Genomic DNA, 19,555 nt, shown 5'->3' with positions numbered 1-19,555 from the left:
CGGGGCCGCACGGGTGGCGGCCTTGCGCATGGAATTCAGTTGCAGCGATACACTATATGTACGATTGTGCATCTACGCGGCGACCTCAGGCGTGCTATCGTTACACACCTCTTATCGTCAGATCGTATGAACAAGCGCGTCATTCCCATCGTCGATGTCCGGCAAGCCCCGTCCGCCAGCCCCTCAGGACCTGGCGTGCCGATTGCCGTGCAGCCCGTCGGCTGGCTGGCCGACAGCCTGGGGCGTCCACTGCATGATCTGCGCATCTCGGTAACTGACCGCTGCAATTTCCGCTGCGTGTACTGCATGCCCAAGGATGTCTTCGACAAGCAGTACCAGTTCCTGCCGCATTCCGACCTGTTGACCTTCGAGGAACTGACCCGCGTGGCGGCCCAGTTCGTGGCCCACGGCGTGCGCAAGATCCGCCTGACCGGTGGCGAGCCGCTGCTGCGCAAGAACATCGAGACCCTCATCGCCATGCTGGCCGCCCTGCGCACGCCGGACGGCGAGGAAATCGACCTCACCCTCACCACCAACGGCACCCTGTTGAAGCAAAAGGCCCAGGCGCTCAAGGCCGCCGGGCTCAAGCGCGTGACCGTGTCGCTGGATTCGCTGGATGACCAGAGCTTCCGCCGCATGAATGACGTCGATTTCCCGGTGGCGCGCGTGCTGGAGGGCATCGAAGCGGCGCACGCCGCCGGTCTCGGTCCGGTCAAGATCAACATGGTGGTCAAGAAGGGGGTCAACGACGACCAGATTTTGCCCATGGCGCGCCATTTCAAGGGAACGCCGGCCATCCTGCGCTTCATCGAATACATGGACGTGGGCTCCTCCAACGGCTGGCGCATGGACGAGGTCCTGCCTTCGCACGACGTGGTGCGGCGCATCTCTGCAGAGATGCCGCTGGAAGTGGCCGACCCCAACTACACCGGCGAGACCGCCGAGCGCTGGCGCTATGTCGATGGCAGCGGCGAGATCGGCGTCATCTCCAGCGTGACCCAGGCCTTCTGCCAGGACTGCTCGCGGGCGCGCCTGTCCACCGAGGGCAAGGTCTACACCTGCCTGTTCGCCAGCCAGGGCCACGACCTGCGCAGCCTGGTGCGCAACGGCAGCAGCGACGCCGAACTTGCCGGCGCCATCGCCGCCCTCTGGGGCCAGCGCGGCGACCGTTATTCCGAACTGCGCAGCGCCCTGCAAGCCGCACCGCTGCGCAAGGTCGAGATGTCCTACATCGGCGGCTGAGGTCGCGCCCTGCCTGCCCCATCTGCATCATGTCTTCCCGTACCGATCTCTTCTCCGCCAGCCACATCACCGGCCTGGTGCTGGCCGGTGGCCGGGGCACGCGCATGGGCGGGGTGGACAAGGGCCTGCAAGTCCTGCACGGCAAGCCGCTGGTCCAGCACGTGCTGGAACGCCTGGCCCCGCAGGTCGGCTCCCTGGCGATCAACGCCAATCGCTCCCAGCTGGAGTACGCCCGTTTCGGCTATCCGGTCTGGCATGACCTGCAAGGGGATTTCCCCGGCCCGCTGGCCGGCCTGCAATGCGGCCTGACCCATTGCCACACGCCGCTGCTGGCGACCGTCCCGTGCGACTCGCCGCTGATCCCCTATGACCTGGTGGCGCACCTCTACGACGCCCTCACCGCCAGCGGTGCACAGGCTGCCATCGCGGTCACTGACGGCGTACACGGACGGCAGCGCCATCCTGTATGCTCGCTGCTTCAGACGACTACGCGCGCTTCGCTGGACGCCTTCCTGGCCGCCGGTGAACGCAAGATGGACCACTGGTTTGCCAGCCTGGATTGCATCGAAGTGGATTTCCCCGACGAGCGCGCCTTCAGCAACATCAATACCGGGCTGGATTTGCAACAGCTCGAAGCAGAACAATGACCGAGACCCACACCGCCACACTCCACGACATCGTCAGCTGCATCAGCGGCTATGATCCCAACGCCATGACGGTAGCGCGCGCGCAAGCCGTGATCCAGGAATTCATCACGCCCATCGAGGCCGTCGAAAAGCTGGCCATCCGCAGCGCCCTCTCGCGCGTGCTGGCACGCGACATCGTTTCCCGCATCGACGTGCCGGCCCACGACAACTCGGCCATGGATGGCTATGCCCTGCGCGGCGAGGACGTGGCCGAGGGCAAGCAAGTGCGTCTGCAGATCATCGGTGCGGTGCATGCCGGCGAGCGCTTCACTGGCCACGTCGGTCCCGGCCAGTGCGTGCGCATCATGACCGGCGCGCCCATGCCGCCCGGCTGCGACACCGTGATCCCGCAGGAACTGACCACCGACGCCGACGAGCAAGGCGTGACCCTGCCCGCCGGTCGCGTGCGTCCCGGCGACAATCGCCGCCTGCGCGGTGAAGATCTGGCTCTGGGCAGCGTGGCGCTGCCGCGCGGCCGCGTGCTGCGGCCCTCCGACATCGGCCTGCTGGCCTCGCTGGGCCTGGCCGAAGTGCCGGTGCAGCGTCGTCTGCGCGTGGCCTTCTTTTCCACCGGCGACGAATTGCGCTCGGTGGGCGAGCCGCTCGATGCCGGCTGCGTCTATGACTCCAACCGCTACACCCTGCACGGCATGTTGACGCGCCTGGGTTGCGAGGTGCTGGATCTGGGCGTGGTGCCGGATGACCCGGCCGCGCTGGAAGCCGCCTTCCGCAGCGCCTGCGAAGAAGCCGATGCCGTCATCACCTCCGGGGGTGTCTCCGTGGGCGCGGCCGATTACACCAAGCAGATCATGGCCAGCCTGGGCGAGATGACGTTCTGGAAGATCGCCATGCGCCCCGGCCGCCCGCTGGCCTTCGGCCGCATCAGCTCGCGCGGGCGCAATGCCTATCTGTTCGGCCTGCCGGGAAATCCGGTGGCGGTACAGGTGAGTTTTTCCTTCTTCGTGCGCGATGCCCTGCTGCGCCTTGCCGGTGCCGAAGCCAATCCGCTGCCGCGTCTGCGCGTCAAGTCCGCCACGGCCATCCGCAAGAAGGCCGGCCGCACCGAATACCAGCGCGGCATCCTGGCCCCTGATGAAGAGGGCCGATGGAACGTGCGCCTGACCGGCATGCAGGGCTCCGGCATCCTGCGCTCGATGTCGGATGCCAACTGCATCATCGAGCTCGAACATGAGCGCGGGGACGTGGCCGCAGGCGAAGAGGTGGCGGTGGTGCTGTTCGACGGGCTGGTGTGAGGGGTTTCAGGCCGATATGAAGAAAAAGGGACGGCAAGCCGTCCCTACACCGCCCCCTCCTCCGGGGTGACTTCCCGGGATGAAGAATCAGACGCTTTCACCCTCCTCGCCCAGATCCAGCTCCCCCGTCCCCAACAGCTTCTGCGCATTCTCCACCGGCAAGGCTTCCACCGACTTCAGCTTGCGCGTCATCTGGCGGGTGCGGGTCTCGGCCTGGTCGATGTTCTTGGCCACGCGTTCCAGTGCGCTCTTGGTCGAAGCCAGCACTTCACCGAACTTGCCGAACTCGGTCTTGACCGCGCCCAGCACCTGCCACACTTCCGAGGAGCGTTTTTCCAGCGCCAGCGTACGGAAGCCCATCTGCAGGCTGTTGAGCAAGGCCGACAAGGTCGAGGGACCGGCAATGGTGACCCGGCAGGTCCGTTGCAATTCATCCGACAATCCCGGTCGACGCATGACCTCGGCATACAGCCCTTCGGTCGGCAAAAAGAGGATGGCGAAGTCCGTCGTCAGCGGCGGTGACAGGTATTTCTCGGCAATCGTCCTGGCCTCACTACGCACAGCTCGCTCCAGTTCGCGGCCGGCCGTGGCCACGCCCTCGGCATCGGCGCGCTCGGCTGCATCGACCAGGCGCTCGTACTGTTCCTTGGGGAATTTGGCATCGATGGGCATCCAGACCTGGCCCGCGTCTTCCTTGGCACCCGGCAGGCGGATGGCGAATTCCACGCGCTCGCCGCTGGCCGGGACGGTCTCGACGTTCTTGGCGTACTGGTCGGGCGTCAACATCTGTTCCAGCAGGATTTCCAGCTGCACTTCACCCCAGGTGCCGCGTGTCTTGACGTTGGTCAGCACGCGCTTCAGGTCGCCCACGCCGGTGGCCAGTTGCTGCATTTCGCCCAGACCCTGATGCACCTTGTCCAGCCGGTCCGAGACCAGCTTGAAGGATTCACCGAGTCGCTGCTCCAGCGTGGCATGCAGTTTTTCGTCCACGGTCTTGCGCATCTCTTCCAGCTTTTGCGCATTGTCGTTCTGCAGGTCCTTGATCTTGGCTTCGAGCGTAGCGCGCACCTCGGCCATGCGCTGGGCGTTCGATTCGGTCAGCGCCGACAGTTGCTGGTTCAGCGTATCGCCGAAGCGCTTGAGCGAGACCGCCTGCTCTTCGCGGTTCACCTGCGCCTGCAGGGTGATGGACTGGCGCATGCTTTCCAGTTGCTGCGCATTGCTTTCGTTGAGCTTGACCAGTTGCTGCGCGAACCCATCGATCTGCTGGTTCTGCAAACCCGCCACGCTCGTCAGTTGTGTCGCCAGCGTCTGCTGCAACTGGGCGAAGTTGGCGCCCAGTTCCTGGCGCGTGCTCTGGGCGCTGGCCTGCACCTGGCTGCGCAGCTCGCGCTCGATGCGTTCACCGGTGTCCTGCTGATGGCGCTGCAGGTCCTGCTTGACCTGCAGCAGCGCATCTTCGATCACCAGTGCGGTGTCATCGTCATGACGCTGGCCGGACCGCAGCAGGATCAACAATTGCAGGACGAGGCCGACCACGACCAGCCCGGCAAGGATCATTTCGAAAAGAGACATGTCACCAGTCCAGTGCGATTTACTCGGGCTTGTTGCGCATCCAGTCGGCCGTCTGGTAGAGCGCCGCCAGCAGGCGTTTCATCAGGTCTTCCGGCAGGCCCACGTCCTGCATGGCCCAGGCCATGCAGCGCAGCCACTGGTCACGCTCCGAGATGCCGATGGGGAAAGGCAGGTGGCGCGCCCGCAGGCGCGGATGACCGAATTTTTCCATGTACAGGCTGGGACCGCCGGTCCAGCCGGAGAGGAACATGTAGGTCTTCTCGCGCGAACCCTCCAGCGAAGGCGGATGCAGCGCGCGGATGCCGGCGAACTCCGGCTCCAGGTCCATCAGGTCATAGAAACGGTCGACCATCTCGCGCAGCTTCTCAGCGCCGCCGATGAGTTCGAACGTGGTCGGTTGGTTGGGATCTTCGATTTGCATAAGACCGCCATGATACCGCAGCCGGCCTGCCGCGTCGGCGCAGTCCGGCGGCCCTCGCCGGCTTTCTTGATCTGCCTCGTATCCGGCCGGGATCAGGCTTCGCGCAAGGTCTGCAGCGGTGGACGGCGCAGCACGTGACGCAATCCGGCCCAGCCGCCCAAGGCCGAACAACCCGCCCCCAGGCCCATGCCGGCCACCCAAACCAGCGGACTGAAGCTCCACTCGAAATTGAAGATGTAATGCGCCAGCGCCCAACCGATACCCGCCGCACCGCTGGCCGCCAGCAGCCCGGCCAGCGAACCCACCAGCAGCACCTCGATGCGCTGGGCGCGAGAAAGCTCCTGGCGGGTCGCACCGAGGGCACGCAACAGGCCAGCTTCCCGTACACGTTCATCCTGGGACCCTGCCAGTGCAGCGTACAGTACCAGTACACCTGAGCACAAAGTGAACAGGAAGAGGAACTCTACAGCAGCAATCACTTGACCGACCACTTCCTGGATCTGTCTCAGTACACTTCCTATGTCTACCACGGTCAGATTGGGGAAATCGCGGGCCAGTGTATTGCCCAGCGCTTCCTGCTGCGCTCTCAGGTGGACGGCGGTGATCCAGCTTTGCGGCGTATCGCGCATCAATGTCGGGTTGAGGATGACGAAGAAGTTCACCCGCAGCGAGCCCCACTCCAGCTTGCGCAGGCTGGTCACCGGCGCCTCCACCAGCTGGCCGGCGATATCGAATTGCAGGCGGTCCCCCAGCTTGATGCCCAGGGTCTGGGCCAGTCCGCGTTCCACCGAGGCTTCGGGATGGCTGTCGTCGTACCAGCGACCAGCCACGATGCCATTGCCCGGCGGGATGTTGGCCATGGTCGAGAGATTGAACTCCCGGTCCACCAGGCGCTTGGCCCGATCTTCCTGGTAATCCGCCGCATTGACGGCATGACAATTGATCTGCACCAGGCGCCCGCGAATCATCGGATACAGCGCCACATCCTGTACCCCGCCCTGGCGCAGCGCCTGTTGCACGGCCTCGCGCTGGTCCGGCTGGATGTTGATGATGAAGCGGTTGGGGGCATCCGCAGGCGTGGCCTGGCGCCATGCGCCCACCAGATCGCCACGGATCACGGTCAGCAACAGCAAGGCCATGAGCCCCAGCCCCAGTGCCACCACCTGCATGACCGCCGCCGCCGGACGGCGTTGCAGGCCGTCGATGGCAAAGCGCCAGCTCTGGCGATCCACCAGGCCGCGCAGCGAACGCAGGGCGCGCAGGCACAGCCAGGCCACCAGTGCGAACAGCGCGAAGCCGCCGAGGAAACCCGCGATGGTCAGCAAGCCCAGCTTGAGATCGCCCGCCTGCCACAGCAGCAATCCCGAGAACACCAGCGTGCCCAGCACATAGCTGGCCACGGTCAGCGCCTGCGGTGCGCCCTGGTCGCGGCGGATCACCCGGTTGTGCGGCACGTTGCGCAATTGCAGGATGGGCGGCAAGGCAAACCCGACCAGCAACAGCAGCCCGGTGGCCACGCCCTGCAAGGCAGGTGCCCAGCCCGGCGGCGGCAAGGCGGTCGGCAGGAAACTGCCCAGCCATTGCAGCAACGCAAAGTGCGCGGCAAAGCCGACCAGCATGCCGATGATGCTGGCCGCCAGCCCGATGAGAACGAATTCGGTGAGATACAGCCGGGTCACCTGGGCCTGGGTCAGGCCGAAACAGCGCAGCATCGCGCAGGCATCCAGATGGCGCAGCATGAAGCGACGCGCCGCCATGGCCACGGCCAGCGCCGCCAGCATGGCTGACAGCAGGCCGACCAGGGAGAGGAATTGTTCGGCGCGATCCAGCGTGGCGCGCATTTCGGGGCGGCCGTTTTCCAGCGACTCCACGCGTACGCCGCGCAGCTTGTCGGCCTCGATCTGGCCTTCGATCTGCTGCTGGTAACGCTGCACGGCCTCGACGGGTCCGGCGATCAACAAGCGATATGTCACGCGCGAACCGACCTGCACCAGGTGCGTGGCGGCCAGATCGGCCTCATTGAGCATCACGCGCGGCGCGAAGTTGACAAAGGCGCTGCCGCGATCCGGCTCGACCGAGATGACGGCGGCGATCTTCAACGGCAAATCACCCAGTTTCAAGGTATCGCCGAGCTTCACGTCGAGCTGCGACAGAATCTGCGGATCCACCCATACCGTACCGGCCTGCGGGATGCCATCGGCGGGCCGGTCGTGTCCGTCCTTGCCTTCCAGTCGCAGCTGGCCGCGCAAGGGATAGCCCGCCGTGACGGCCTTGATGGAGGACAGCACCGAGCGCGCCGCATCGCCCTCCCCGGCCTGGGCCATGCTGGGAAAGACCTGGGTCTGCGCCTGGAGCAGGCGCTGCCCGCTGGCCTGCTGCAGCCAGGAGGATGGCAGTGGCTGGTCGGCCGCGATCAGCAGATCGGCCCCCAGCAGCTGGTGGGCATCGCGCGTCATCCCGGCGCGCATGCGATCGACGAAGAAACCGACCGAGGACAGCGCGGCCACCGCCACGATCAGGGCGATCAGCAGGAAGCGCAGTTCACCGGTGCGCCAGTCGCGCAGGGTCATGCGCAGTGCTTGTTGGAACATGCAGGGCCAGTCGTAAGAAATCAGGAATCGGAAATCAGGAGTCGTGAAGCAGGAACGGCGAGTCCGCCATCACGAAAGACGCAGGCCGACATCAGCGCAGCCACACCGCCACCACGCCCACGGCCAGCAGTACGCAGGCCGCACCCAGCATGCGCAGGCGGCGCCGCATGCCATCCATGATGGCCACCAGTTGCGCATTCTGCTCGGCCAGGGTGTTGATCAGCTGGCTGGCGTCGAGTTGCTCGGCTTCCAGCTGGGCGATGCGCTGGGCCAACTGGCCGAGCTCGCCGCTCACCGGTGCGGCCGGTGCGGCATCGACTGCCGTCTTGGCCTTGCGCGTGCGCGACCACAGCTCACGCGCGCCCTTGACGATACCCGGGGTGGCCTGGACCACATCCCCCCAGGGAATCAATTTGATGGCCGATAGCCAGCTCAATCCCATCTGCACTACTCCTGAAAAAGGGTTGGACAGGGAAAATCAGATACGACTTGTTGCAATTTCGTCGCAAAAACGGCCGAACCGCACTGCCCTGTCTTCTTCTAAGACAGGCAAAATGTCATTTTATCCCGACAAGCTGCAAGCACCCCGCCGGCCCTGCGATCTCTGGCCCGCGGCACCGCCTGTGCAGTCTCGCCTTCTGAGAAACTGGAGTTCCCATCGATGAAAGCCCCCCTGTCCCTGCTGGCCGCCGCCCTGTTGCTGTGTGCCGGCAGCGCCTTTGCCGCTGATTGCACCCAGGCCGCCACCCAGGCCGAGATGAACGCTTGTGCCTCGGAGACCTTGACCCATAACGACGCGGACCTCAATGCCACTTATATGGCCTATCGCGACAAACTCAACAAGGCACAGCAAAACAAGCTGCGCGAGGTGCAACTGGCCTGGCTGAAGTACCGCGACCTGTCCTGCCGCTTTGAAAGTTCGGCCAGTGCGGGCGGGTCCGCTGCCGCACTGGCCCTGCAAACCTGCCTGGCCGAGAAGACCCGTCACCGTACCGATGAACTGAAGGCGCTGGCAGGCTGCAAGGAAGGCGATCTCAACTGCGTGCGCTAGTCAGGACATAAACTTTCATGCTGTAATGCTCCCGTCTGAAGAATCATACCGATCAGACCCACGAATCCACCTTGCCCCAGGGAGTCTTCCATGAAAAAAATGCTCTTCGCCATGACCTCGTTCGCGCTGGCTGCCCCGCTGCTGCTCAGTTCTCCCGCCATGGCGCAGAATGCCCAGCAGAACAAGATGAAGCAATGTAACGCCGATGCTGCCGGCAAGAAGGGCGACGAGCGCAAGGCGTTCATGTCCTCCTGCCTGAAGAAGGAACAGCCCAAGCCGGCCACCCAGCAGGACAAGATGAAGCAATGTAACGCCGACGCCGCCGGCAAGAAGGGCGATGAGCGCAAGGCTTTCATGTCCTCCTGCCTGAAGAAGAAGTAAGGCGTCCACCGTCATCCGGCCCGGCCCGATCGGGCCGATCAAGCCGATCACGCTCTTATGTCCTTGCTGCAACACTCGTAAAATCAACAACTTACGCGGGCATCTCTCGCGATATCAGGTAATCCCTGTTCCATTTTTTCAGGAGCGGGATTCATGAATATATCTTTAGCAACTCGGCATCTTCGCAAAATTGTCGAGGAGGAATCAAATTGCAATGCAGGTATCGCGGCTCAGCGATTTGTAGTCGGCATGGAAATAGCGCCATCAGGAGGTCCGGAGCTACTTGTTACGGTGCATGTTGACGATCCTTTTTGGGGTTTCTGGTATGGACATATCCTTCAACATCCGCAAAAAACAGATACATTTGTGGCATTGATTGTGTGGACAGATAAGTTCATTAATGCCCCTCGAGTTCCGCTGCTTTTCCAGAGATTTCACTACTGGATTCGAGAGCGACTTTCGTATCAGCCATGCGCCGTTCAAGCAGAAAACGACGCTTACGAAGAGTGTAGTAGCCTCAAGCGTGCTGTCTTTGCATTGGAGAGAATGATTAGATGCTTTGATATAAGAAAAAGAGCTGCATATGAAGGGACTGGTTTTGAGAACTGCCCCTTCGAGGGAAGAATAGTTGAGATATATGGACTCGGCTCCGATGCGGATGATGGTTTTAGCAAATGGCCCGCATTTATGAACCTAGCACTCGTAAGAAATCAGGAGTAATCCAAGAAATGTTCTGAGACTTATCGAGAAATGCCTGTTCTGAAACCAAAAATGGATTGTCTTGAGCTTGAATGGCATCACCATTACTAGAAAATACTTTTAAGAGGCGACACTCTTGTTGACGCATCCAGAGGGCAGATGCCTTGCTGCCCCGTGGTTTCTGAAATGTGAAATGAAATGGATATTCCCGACCATCTTTGGCTTTGGCCGAAAAATTCTCAAGGGTCAGCAGGATATATGGGATCGACCAAACTTGGATGTCAACATACGCCCAGATACGTTTTCTATCTGCTCGACGAATCATTGATCGGAATTTTGCCGCTGAGAGATTTCCTTTTCGACATAACTCTAGGCAGAAGACATACGCACGTGCTAAGAATTGATCATCAAAGAATTGTGATCGGATGAATTGGCCTCGTGTGTCATCATAACCATCTGGTTCTAAGCCTCGAAACCGCGCATTACGATTTGCCAAAATGCAGTCATCTAGCGGATCGGCATCAGCAGGTAAATCTTGATGGTCAAATCTCGGAGTGGTCGCGGGATTGGGTGTATGAACTCCATATAAGTGAACTATTTCATGGCAAGAATCGCAATACGGAAAAATTCCACGCAGCCTGTATCTTGGAGTAGCCCGGGTATGAAATTCTGTTGGAGATACCAAGGGGCCACTTGTGCTTCCGTATCGCGCCTTCTCCATAATCTACCTCCGATATTCTGTTGCTGCTACGAACAAAGATAAATGTACTGCCAAAGACACCGTAAGCCAGTGACGTTACCGTAGGGCTGTGTAGTTCAATTCTCGATGACCATTCGGTCATTCTTGAGGAGGATGGCTATCTTGTTGCGGATGATAGGTCATCGAGCGGCGAGCGGCTCCTTGGTCGCTGCACCGCTCTTAAAAACCAGCACTTGTTCAACATCCCGCCGCAATTTATCCTCATCAGAGCCTACTGGCCGATCATGTTCGTTCTTTTCGAGTGAACTCCATTAATACTTTTCTGCGGCGAGTTATGTCTGATGAAAAGTAAGCTGTGTAACGATGTTTGCGCTTGCCGCGGTGTTGCTCAGACCCGAGAAAATCGGTAAGTACCTTTAACATGCGCAGCTAAAAAACCACCCACGGAATCCGCATGTATGAGGCCGTTATAGAGAGCCTCAGGAACATCAAAGTACTGATATATCGACCCATTGTGAAACTCCACTTCCAGAGTTCCGCTATCTGGATCGTAGCCGACAGATGTCACATTAGAGGACGTAACTGGATCCCTATTCATAACCCCTCCTTCAATTTTTTAGTTTAGAGATTTTGGTACTTTGACTACGCCACGTTTCCACTACTTCATCAAACTTAGGGGATTTCTCCATGCTAATTCCCCAACCGCCTGGGTGCTGCGATTCATCCCCCGGCACTTCATCGTAAACAATAGGATCTTGGCTGTCAGGTCGCCGGTTTTTGGGCGGAGGATCGATTAATGTGCGCATTGGCAATTTGACTGCTTCACCTAGGATGATTGCTTCCCCAGTTTTTAAAATGGGGAGCATCCCGGTTAGTCCATCAAGATTGTCTGAGATGGCAGAAGTGATATGCCCGCGGTCAGTAGCGTTTGCCAAACGCAGAGCAAAGAACGTCCCACATTGAGACAAGATCGTTGAGTTAATTTCTGACGGACGTTGACTCACTATCATGGCTCCAATCCCATATTTTCTTCCCTCTTTCACGATGCGCTGAACGGTTCGCGACGCCATTCCCTTAAATGAATCGTTGAGATAAATATGGGCTTCTTCCATGACGATCAAGAGAGGTCGATGCTTCCCCCCTTGAGATAAATTTCTTGCCCAAAATAGTGCTTCATAGAGAATGCGCAGAACAGCACCGATTGTGGTCTGCAAAATGTCTGTAGGAATGCCTGACAAATCTAATATTGCCACCGCCTTTTCACCAATCCATTCACGCAACAGAACATCCAAATCTCTTTCGACATGGCCGTCACTGGCTGGCGACCAACCCTCCGGTTTGAAGATAAAATTGTATCGAGGAATTCTGAGCTTTGTCCCCAATAACTGAAGCTGCTTCCCCAGATTCAATGCTCCAGGAAGGTAGTTGATTTTTACCTCATTCGCAACATTGACTACATTCTTGAAGATAGGCGCAATCCCATTTGCGGCATTTCCTTTAAGAAGATTTCCTTCAGCATCTACTTCGTAAGCCAAATTATCTAAAGGGTTCCCACCTTGATCTTTGTAATATGTTCCAAAGGTCTCTTTGTAAAGCTCGTACCACAAATCATGCAAGCTAAATGGAATTGGAGAGTCAACGCTTAAGGTATCAACCGATGCTCCTAAACGAGGGTACTTAAGCAAAGAATTAGTTTTGTACTTTTGTACGCGCTCCAAGACGATATTTCGATCTTTTTCATTGTTGAATTCTCCAAAGCAAATTTCGCAAAGCTCGTCAAAGTTAAGAGCCCAAAAAGGGATGTTGAGTGACTTTTCTCCTAATGCTGTCGGATCAGAATTGATCCTAAATACAGACGCTCTTTCTCGAAGGGCGTGTCCATATTCTCCATGGAGATCAAGCATGATGATGCGCGCCGACGGATACCTATTTTCGTCTGAAAGTGCATTCATTATGCTCGCGACAGTAGTTGATTTCCCGGACCCAGTAGTGCCAACAATCGCAGAGTGACGTGTTACGAGCTTGTTGACGTCAATAAGCGCGGGAATAGAGTCCGCATTGGAAATGTGGCCGACTTTGACAAAATAAGGACGATTGGGTTGTCCGTAGATGTTCTTTAGTTCTTTTTCAGAAACCAAATGTACTTCGTCACCTATTGTCGGATATTGGGACAAGCCTCGTTGAAATAGGCCGTTACGCTGGGCCTCTCCGATGAGTTGAATGGTCATCCATCGATTCCCATGATCCGCAATGTCAGCTTGAGCTTGAGGGATTGCGCTGGCACCCACCTGACTAACAATTCCGAACAAGTCTTGGAAACCGATTGGAATTCTTACAAAACTGCCAATTTGCCCTACACGATATCCTTGCCCATCAATATAGATAAATCCAGTGAGGGACTTTTTGGAAATAGATATGCTAACGGTGGTGCCATTAACATCTTGAACTTCGCCGAGATAGGTCTCTTTATTCATTCGAATCGTCCCTAGATCCAATGATCGCTTTTAAAAAATCGGTAAAGACAGCGAAGTCACCCATTTTTATATTGCGGCTGTTTAATTTCGGATCAAGGTCTGGACTGGCAGTTATAAACCGCCGGAGATCCGCATCAGCTTCTTCTTGAGGATTAGACGGGAATCTCCACTCTCCAATATTAGTGCCGATGATGGCTTTATCAAAAGCCCAGATATTTAGATTATGTTGATTTTTTGCGAGACGGTAAGCTTCCGGATAGCGCTCTTGGGCGGGCTTTGCATCAGTAGCTTCGGACTCGTAGCTGCCGTACATCAATCCGAGCGCCATAGCTGTAGGATTCGACTTCAGCGCGTTTACGATTGCATCGTTTAGATGTCCGTCATTGAAGGAGTAACCAGACAAGATAAGAAGTGCAGATTTCTTTCGGAGGAAACGATTTAGTTGATCAATCAATGCCAAATAAGGCATCTTCCGACTTTCCTCATATTTCAAGTGAGACGGGTAAATGAGATGTGAAGCATCGATTTTTACGTCGGAAGATCGATAAACTTTCTTGTGTTTATCATCGTTCTCTTGATACCAATTTATTGAGCCGTGGATTTTCCAGAGACGTGTCCAATGAACTGGAATGAGATTGTCTTCAACCGCGCGTAGGTCAAAGAATGCGCGTCGGGACCCAATGAAGCCATCAAAGTATGGAATCTCAAGATCGTCTAGAGCCTGCTCCATCAACAAGTCGTAGTTTGTCGTAAAAATCTCAATCGCGCTCTTCCTGTCAATGGAGCGAATCCAGTTTCCCAGTTTGTGATACGGAGTATCTTGGTTCGGCAAATCCACATTCAACTTGCTCACGATTACAGAGCAAATATCTTTCTGCAGCTGGATCAGATCGTTTTCACCCAAGCCTCTAACGTCCCCACCTTTGGCGACAGCCAGCATTCCACGTAAGAAGCTGAGCGTATCTTCAATGTTTTCTATATTTTTTTCGGCCTTTTGCAGCTCTTTTAGTAAGAGGGAAAAACTGGCATCTGTAGAGAGCTCTTGATTGATCGCTTTTGTCAGCGTCGCCACATCAGGAATCAGTGGCCAAGCATCTGCGGTCATTGGAACTGATAAAGGACAACCTGCGGAAAGAAAGAAACCTACAGAGCCTGCATCTTGAGACAAAGATTGACGCAAGTAACGTAAATGTCGAATTGGATCGTGACCAATGCTCATTTAATCCCCCAAGAGTTTTTTGAATTCTTCGACTCACAACTGGCGATAAAGTATAGTACACGGCAGCCAATCTTTCCGATTCGGCACTATGCAGTTAAATTTTTACTTGCGTATTTGTGCTATGAGTTAGCACATGTCCAGCTCTTTCCTATCAATGCGCCAAGGTTGGCAAGCGGCCAATTAAAAAGCGAAAATTACTATCGATAGACTCTTCCCAATCGAGACCAGTTTTTCTCGGCCGCGAACAACGACATTTCAGAAAGTGAAGTATCCAGTGAACCCTTGCTAACGCAAGCGTGGGCTCAGGTAAGGCCGATAACACGGCCAATACTCACGTCATTTTGCGAGCACCTAATCGGCATCACGCAAGAAGAAGTCAATCAGGCTCCTCTTTTTCCTATCGCCAGACCCATGCAGGAGCAGGGCAGATGCATGTTCGTTTATGTGCAAGTCGGGCATTGTCCGATTCGCAGCGGTGTGTGAGACCTCCAAAACAGTTGGACTACTAAGCTGTATTTTTATACAGTAGAATGTAAGCTCGACAGTTGAGCGGAGGGCTTATGCAGCGCAAGCAGCCGATTCGTAACACCAGCGATATTATTAAGCTTCAGTTCTACGTATCTAAGTTTGATGTCACGACAACCCCTATCATTCGTATCGTAGATTCCTACGATATCCGTCCGTCCAGTATTCGTTGTTCCCTTTGCGGCAAGGAACATCATGACGGCCGGATTGTTGAGTTAAGGGGTGGTAGTGTAAGCAACATTGGTCATATTTGTGGCAAGCGATATGGCGGGAAAGGCTATGGAGATGCGCTTGATGCCTATCTTTCTGCCATGAACCTTCCTCAGTTGAAGGCGCGAATTCGCGAAGGAGGCCATAAATTAGAATCTTTCCGTGTCCAAATAGGGGCTCTTCACGACAGCTGCCTGGAATTGCGCCGCTACATTCAAAGCTTCCAAAGCAGGTTTCCCGATACCTTCAGAGAATTGCAAAGAATGGCTATGGAAAACCGCCCCGAAGTCTTCGAATCGGTAGAAAGAACTGATGCACAAATCGCAGATTTAATGGCCGCGAATCCTCGGCAAAATCGCGAGGCGCTAAAGTATGGGCGGGTGTCCATCGGCGCGATCTCTGGCTATCGATTTGCCGCCACTGACTGGGATCCAACACACGGACTGATGAAATTCTTCAACGAAGTTTCTGAATTCGAGAAGTTCCAAGGGAGTGATCTCGGAAAAATGCGTCGATGGGCTAACTGGGTTGATGATTTGGAAGAGAATATGCAGCGACTCGGAGCAGTAGTACAGGATGGCTTTAGGTTCTTTTCCAGCGGGAACTTCAGACTGTTTGCTCACTTACCGGCCCCGCTCGCATTGCGGCGGCAGTTAGAAACCTTAACGATAGGGGATCTAAGAATGAGCGACAGCGGTAATACAAAGGTAAAACCGCAATCAGTGCTACCGGTTGGAATTCAGCGTGCTCGCAAAGCCAAGCCGACGGCGACAGCTAGAGAGCTGAGGAATCTGACAGGCGATAAGAAAATGCGTTGGTGATTGGACCTTTGTATAGGGCTAGGTTCTATTCAAAAATTGGTGCCGGGCGCAGAGGCTGGGAATCTCTGCGCTCTTCCAGATCTTTAATGCGTTCTTCAATCTGCTGGCGGCGATCCCACTTGTCATCAGAGTGCGGCAACGATGGCAATCCCACCGACGTACGCAAACGAGAAGCCATTTTCGCCACGTCTTGCGCTAGACAAGCGTAACCATACTGCCGTTCCCAGAAGGTTTCAGCAAAATCTGGTGGCAAATCATTTTCATTGACCGCGCTTAGCTTTTGCTTAAGCCGTTCTGTCCGATAAGGCAGGGACAAAATTTCATCCATGAGATCGGGTTGAAGTGTTTTCCAATTCACATCCAAACTTAGTGGGTCGATAGCGGGCGTGGGTACAGTGGCCTGGTGATAACCCGATTCTGCGTCAGCAGGACGGCCGTACTCAGTTCCATCATCGTACATTACTGCTACACATGCATTTGCAAAGTCTTCAAGGTACGAGCCAACGATGATAGCTAAATATATTGCGTCTTTCTTCTCTTGCTTAGCTTCTTTGTCCAACTCACGCCTTGCGGTCAACCCAGCCCCCCAACGCATTCCAATTAATCCTGCGCCAGCCGAGATGACAGCATTGATCACTCCCCAGGCGTTATCCATCTTTCCCTCCAGTTTTACGTGACATCTTCTTCGCGTCGCGTTTCGTCCGGATGACTGGGCTACTGCTACGAGTGCCGCGAAGTCGAGACCGAGTTGTTACGCTGTAGGCACAGGTGCATTTTTCGCAGATGACTGATCGTGAGCATCCGTCACATCGCAGCTCGCTTTATGCAATCGCTTGATCTCAGTGCAATCAGTCTCATCAAATATCACTACGTCCCATCCATCGCCTTTAGAACAATATCAGCCGACACAAAAAATGTGCAAATCAAACTCCCTTGGGTGTGCTTCTAGTAGCGCATGTAGTCTTCCAGTTTTTCAATTGCGTAGAGTGGCGAAGGCACTTTCACCCATATGTCTCCCCGCGCTTGCGGTACACCTACGCGGAGCATTTCGCAATAAGTTGCCAATCGATGCAGGTCATCCCCCGGACCAGCCTGAAGAATTACAAACTCGGTGCCTCTAGGAGTCTGATGTTGACCGTAATCTGGGGAAAAGAGCTTGGCCCCACCCTTTTGGTCTGGAAGCATCATCGGACGATAGCAGCTTGCCCCACGTTTATGTTGGCCGATTGGTGGTCCGAACGACCAATATGTGGGTGCGGTGGCATCGGAGACGGCGAAAAGCCTTTGAACAGAAGTGGAAACGCGTAATCTCTCCCCATTTTCAAGAGCATGATCCAGCGTTCTGAGGTTGACCATTGTGGGCGCTTGCTCCCGGACGCGGATAATGCGCAGGTTTCCCCAATGCTGGCGGGTTGATTGCTCGGAATCTAGAGTTTGCTTTCCAAATTCGCAGTTCTTGTCGGCAAGTCGTTTCCACAGTCCAGCGCTTCGTGTCGACTCAATGAAAACGACAGCGTGAGGATCTATCGCAGCGGCGTCATCAAGGACTTCCCCGATGAACTTCTGGTAGAACGCAGCAGCCTCTTTTTGAGCTGGGATGCGCAAGCTGGAACGCTTTGCGACATACGCTAAAGCTTCTTCGAACCGCATCCATGGTGTGTAAATAGGTTCGGCCTCAGCATGAGCCAAACGAATCTGCGGGCGGCCTGTTGTACTATCCACACGTGTAGCGGCGACGATTGTTCCAAGATAATCTCCCATAGTTACTTGGAGAGAGCCAATTGCGACTACTTGTTTAGGGCAGGTCCTTGGGTCAGCGAACGCTGCCGCTGCGGCATTTGCTAGGCCAAGCATAATGCCGGAGTGACCGTATACCAAGTCAAGGATGGCGGCCTGAAGGCGCATCAGATAATTGTCGAGTTTCTGAGCCCGTGCTGGCAGCAAGTATTGAACTGTGGCTCCAAGTTCTGACGCAAGAGCGCGACGAGCTGCAATCTTATTCACGGAGTCGTCCGGCATGCGCCGTCCGTTAACGTCATACCAGTCGTCAGCCTGAATTAGGAACATCGGATTTGGAGCAAATCGATTGCTCTTTGCGAACGCGTTCCAAGCTTGCATTCTTGCCGCCATACGCACCGGTTTCGAGTCACTCGAGTTTGGCAACTGAGACGAGTGTCCATGGACGTTACGCGGCAATTCACCAACAATCAAGTTTACAGAATCGCCCAACATTAAGCGTACTACAGCCTCAATCCATTGCTTTTCTGTCGTGGATTGTACGAGGATATATAAAGTACGGCGTTCCGTTTCAGAGTCAATGCCGCTGCGTTTGACAAGGTCGTTGACCACCCCCGCCAAATTTCCATATCGACGATCCAGTGTTGGTGTTTTTTTTCCGAACCAATCTCCCAATGAACGTTTGGTTAGTGCCACAACGTCCTGTTCAATACGCTGCAACGTTGGCAGTTCGTCGAGCTCCTCCTCATCCATATCAGTTTGACTAAGCAGCTTTGATAAGACGACTTGAGACCGGATGACGCTAATACGGGGAAGCTTTGGTGCTTTACGTGTGACCTCGGAGAAATTGCTCAGCTGTTTGAAACCAATTGGTTTCAATAAGTGGACAATGTTGCGATAGGCCGCCAGTTGATCTGCGATGGCCACGCCCGCCTTGATCATGGAACCCTTTGCTTCAGCCAAACCTGCCACATGCATTATCAGCGCGCCTGTGTCGGCTGTACGAGGATATCTTACGATGTGCTCGTTTGCGTAGCCGTGCTCCAACCCTAAAGCCAGCTCGATTTCGGTATAAGCTTGGGTTGAGGTCCAGCTAGATGTCTTGTAGTCGAAATCGAGGTCGAACCGGAATGCTAGTTCTGGATTTCGAATGCTAGAGTATGCAAAACCGCCAACCCGTTTCGCTCGAAACGGATTGGCTACGAGTGACGTTGCCCAGCGACGGCGAGTGAAATTCAAGAATATGAGGGGTTGCTTGGACCCAGGTAGTGTTTGAATAGAAAGCTTGCATACCAGACTAAAAGTGTCCGTACCTACTGAAATAGGCCGAGTCATTAGTTCGGCAGAATTACTATCGGGCGTATCGATGACGCGCATCATTGGTCCCAGCTCTGGGAACAGTTCCTTGCCAGCCAATAGTCGAGCAATTTCTCCCGCAGTCACTTGATACACACTTGGTGCGCCAGATGATGCGACGCCCCAAGGAAATAGTTGCACTTCTGAAGCACTGGTGGTCAGTAGCTGATTACTGGAGACTAGCTCGCGCATGCGTTGCAATGCATCGAGGCTGACTTCAAATTTCTGAATGTAATGCGTTAGCGGCCCATCGATCCAACGAGCTACTACGTCATTGAGTTCCGGCGCAAGCATTTGAGGCATGTGAAGGTAGCCGAAGACCAATGCCTTTGGACCGTTTGATTTCGAGATTCGTCCCATTCCTAGATCGCGGGATAGCGAAATCCATTGCGGTTGGGTTAACTGAAAACGTGCCCAGAGTGAGACGAACGGTAGATGCAAAGATGCATCCTCTTTCGATTTTCGGAGGGTCTTCACTGCTTGGTTGGCAATCCAATTAAGTGTCTCTGCTGCCTTGTCAGTCCAGCCTACGCTTACAAGCTCAGTAGAAAGTGGGGAGCCGGTGTTATCAAACTGCAGAGCCATCGCTATATGTTCGAATTCTGCTGCCATTT

The 19,555-nt window shown here is 55.7% G+C and carries 17 protein-coding genes; 7 read left to right on the top strand and 10 right to left on the bottom strand.

Going from position 1 to position 19,555, the window contains the following annotated elements; all coding sequences use genetic code 11:
• Positions 1-126 precede the first annotated feature (126 nt).
• The 3 genes from moaA to moeA are packed head-to-tail and all read left to right on the top strand — an operon-like array spanning position 127 to position 3,181.
• Positions 127-1,242 (top strand): GTP 3',8-cyclase MoaA, encoded by a 1,116-nt coding sequence (gene moaA, locus ACODSZ_RS10495; RefSeq protein WP_488927533.1) that lies wholly within the window; start codon positions 127-129, stop codon positions 1,240-1,242.
• A gap of 29 nt (positions 1,243-1,271) precedes the next feature.
• A complete protein-coding gene (gene mobA, locus ACODSZ_RS10490; protein ID WP_175342378.1) occupies positions 1,272-1,889 on the top strand; it encodes a molybdenum cofactor guanylyltransferase MobA in 618 nt (205 codons plus the stop codon).
• Complete coding sequence (gene moeA, locus ACODSZ_RS10485; protein ID WP_488927532.1) at positions 1,886-3,181, top strand: molybdopterin molybdotransferase MoeA; 1,296 nt, start codon at positions 1,886-1,888, stop codon at positions 3,179-3,181. Before mobA ends, moeA begins: the two co-directional genes overlap by 4 nt.
• Positions 3,182-3,268: 87 nt before the next feature.
• Here moeA and ACODSZ_RS10480 read toward each other — a convergent pair whose 3' ends face one another.
• The 4 genes from ACODSZ_RS10480 to ACODSZ_RS10465 form a co-directional block, all read right to left on the bottom strand.
• A complete protein-coding gene (locus ACODSZ_RS10480) occupies positions 3,269-4,756 on the bottom strand; it encodes a DNA recombination protein RmuC (protein WP_241822513.1) in 1,488 nt (495 codons plus the stop codon).
• Between the two features lie 19 nt (positions 4,757-4,775).
• The gene (locus ACODSZ_RS10475; protein WP_488927531.1) at positions 4,776-5,177 is read right to left on the bottom strand and encodes a group II truncated hemoglobin; all 402 of its coding nucleotides are present in this window, start codon (positions 5,175-5,177) and stop codon (positions 4,776-4,778) included.
• 92 nt (positions 5,178-5,269) lie between these two features.
• Positions 5,270-7,768 carry an ABC transporter permease gene (locus tag ACODSZ_RS10470; RefSeq protein ID WP_488927530.1) on the bottom strand — a complete coding sequence of 833 codons (2,499 nt, stop codon included), beginning with the start codon at positions 7,766-7,768 and terminating at the stop codon, positions 5,270-5,272.
• A 91-nt stretch (positions 7,769-7,859) separates the two neighbouring features.
• Positions 7,860-8,210, bottom strand: coding sequence for a hypothetical protein (locus tag ACODSZ_RS10465; RefSeq protein WP_175342375.1), 351 nt, complete (start codon positions 8,208-8,210; stop codon positions 7,860-7,862).
• A gap of 219 nt (positions 8,211-8,429) precedes the next feature.
• Here ACODSZ_RS10465 and ACODSZ_RS10460 point away from each other — a divergent pair, with 219 nt between their 5' ends.
• The 3 genes from ACODSZ_RS10460 to ACODSZ_RS10450 all read left to right on the top strand — a co-directional run bounded on the left by ACODSZ_RS10460 (position 8,430) and on the right by ACODSZ_RS10450 (position 9,920).
• A complete protein-coding gene (locus ACODSZ_RS10460; protein ID WP_008327867.1) occupies positions 8,430-8,819 on the top strand; it encodes a lysozyme inhibitor LprI family protein in 390 nt (129 codons plus the stop codon).
• Positions 8,820-8,909: 90 nt separating this feature from the next.
• Positions 8,910-9,200, top strand: coding sequence for a PsiF family protein (locus ACODSZ_RS10455; protein WP_008327861.1), 291 nt, complete (start codon positions 8,910-8,912; stop codon positions 9,198-9,200).
• A gap of 153 nt (positions 9,201-9,353) precedes the next feature.
• On the top strand, positions 9,354-9,920 hold the full coding sequence (locus ACODSZ_RS10450; RefSeq protein WP_441318670.1) for a hypothetical protein: 567 nt from the start codon (positions 9,354-9,356) through the stop codon (positions 9,918-9,920).
• Here ACODSZ_RS10450 and ACODSZ_RS10445 read toward each other — a convergent pair.
• The 4 genes from ACODSZ_RS10445 to ACODSZ_RS10430 all read right to left on the bottom strand — a co-directional run bounded on the left by ACODSZ_RS10445 (position 9,886) and on the right by ACODSZ_RS10430 (position 14,292).
• A complete protein-coding gene (locus ACODSZ_RS10445; RefSeq protein WP_441318669.1) occupies positions 9,886-10,620 on the bottom strand; it encodes a hypothetical protein in 735 nt (244 codons plus the stop codon). The two genes, ACODSZ_RS10450 and ACODSZ_RS10445, sit on opposite strands and share 35 nt — an antisense overlap.
• A 367-nt stretch (positions 10,621-10,987) precedes the next feature.
• Complete coding sequence (locus ACODSZ_RS10440) at positions 10,988-11,197, bottom strand: KTSC domain-containing protein (protein WP_441318668.1); 210 nt, start codon at positions 11,195-11,197, stop codon at positions 10,988-10,990.
• A 10-nt stretch (positions 11,198-11,207) separates the two neighbouring features.
• Positions 11,208-13,073, bottom strand: coding sequence for an ATP-binding protein (locus tag ACODSZ_RS10435; protein WP_441318667.1), 1,866 nt, complete (start codon positions 13,071-13,073; stop codon positions 11,208-11,210).
• Positions 13,066-14,292, bottom strand: coding sequence for an SIR2 family protein (locus ACODSZ_RS10430; RefSeq protein ID WP_441318666.1), 1,227 nt, complete (start codon positions 14,290-14,292; stop codon positions 13,066-13,068). Before ACODSZ_RS10430 ends, ACODSZ_RS10435 begins: the two co-directional genes overlap by 8 nt.
• A gap of 560 nt (positions 14,293-14,852) precedes the next feature.
• Here ACODSZ_RS10430 and ACODSZ_RS10425 point away from each other — a divergent pair.
• Positions 14,853-15,848, top strand: a complete 996-nt coding sequence (locus ACODSZ_RS10425; protein ID WP_441318665.1) for a hypothetical protein — start codon at positions 14,853-14,855, stop codon at positions 15,846-15,848.
• A gap of 25 nt (positions 15,849-15,873) precedes the next feature.
• Here the strand turns inward: ACODSZ_RS10425 and ACODSZ_RS10420 are convergent, their stop codons facing one another.
• Together ACODSZ_RS10420 and ACODSZ_RS10415 are read right to left on the bottom strand one after the other, a co-directional pair.
• On the bottom strand, positions 15,874-16,503 hold the full coding sequence (locus ACODSZ_RS10420; RefSeq protein WP_441318664.1) for a hypothetical protein: 630 nt from the start codon (positions 16,501-16,503) through the stop codon (positions 15,874-15,876).
• Between the two features lie 290 nt (positions 16,504-16,793).
• Positions 16,794-19,553, bottom strand: coding sequence for a pPIWI_RE module domain-containing protein (locus ACODSZ_RS10415; protein ID WP_441318663.1), 2,760 nt, complete (start codon positions 19,551-19,553; stop codon positions 16,794-16,796).
• Positions 19,554-19,555: the final 2 nt, after the last annotated feature.

The organism is Herbaspirillum sp. FG34 (genome assembly GCF_057809315.1).
This window is presented reverse-complemented; position numbering and strand designations above follow the sequence as displayed.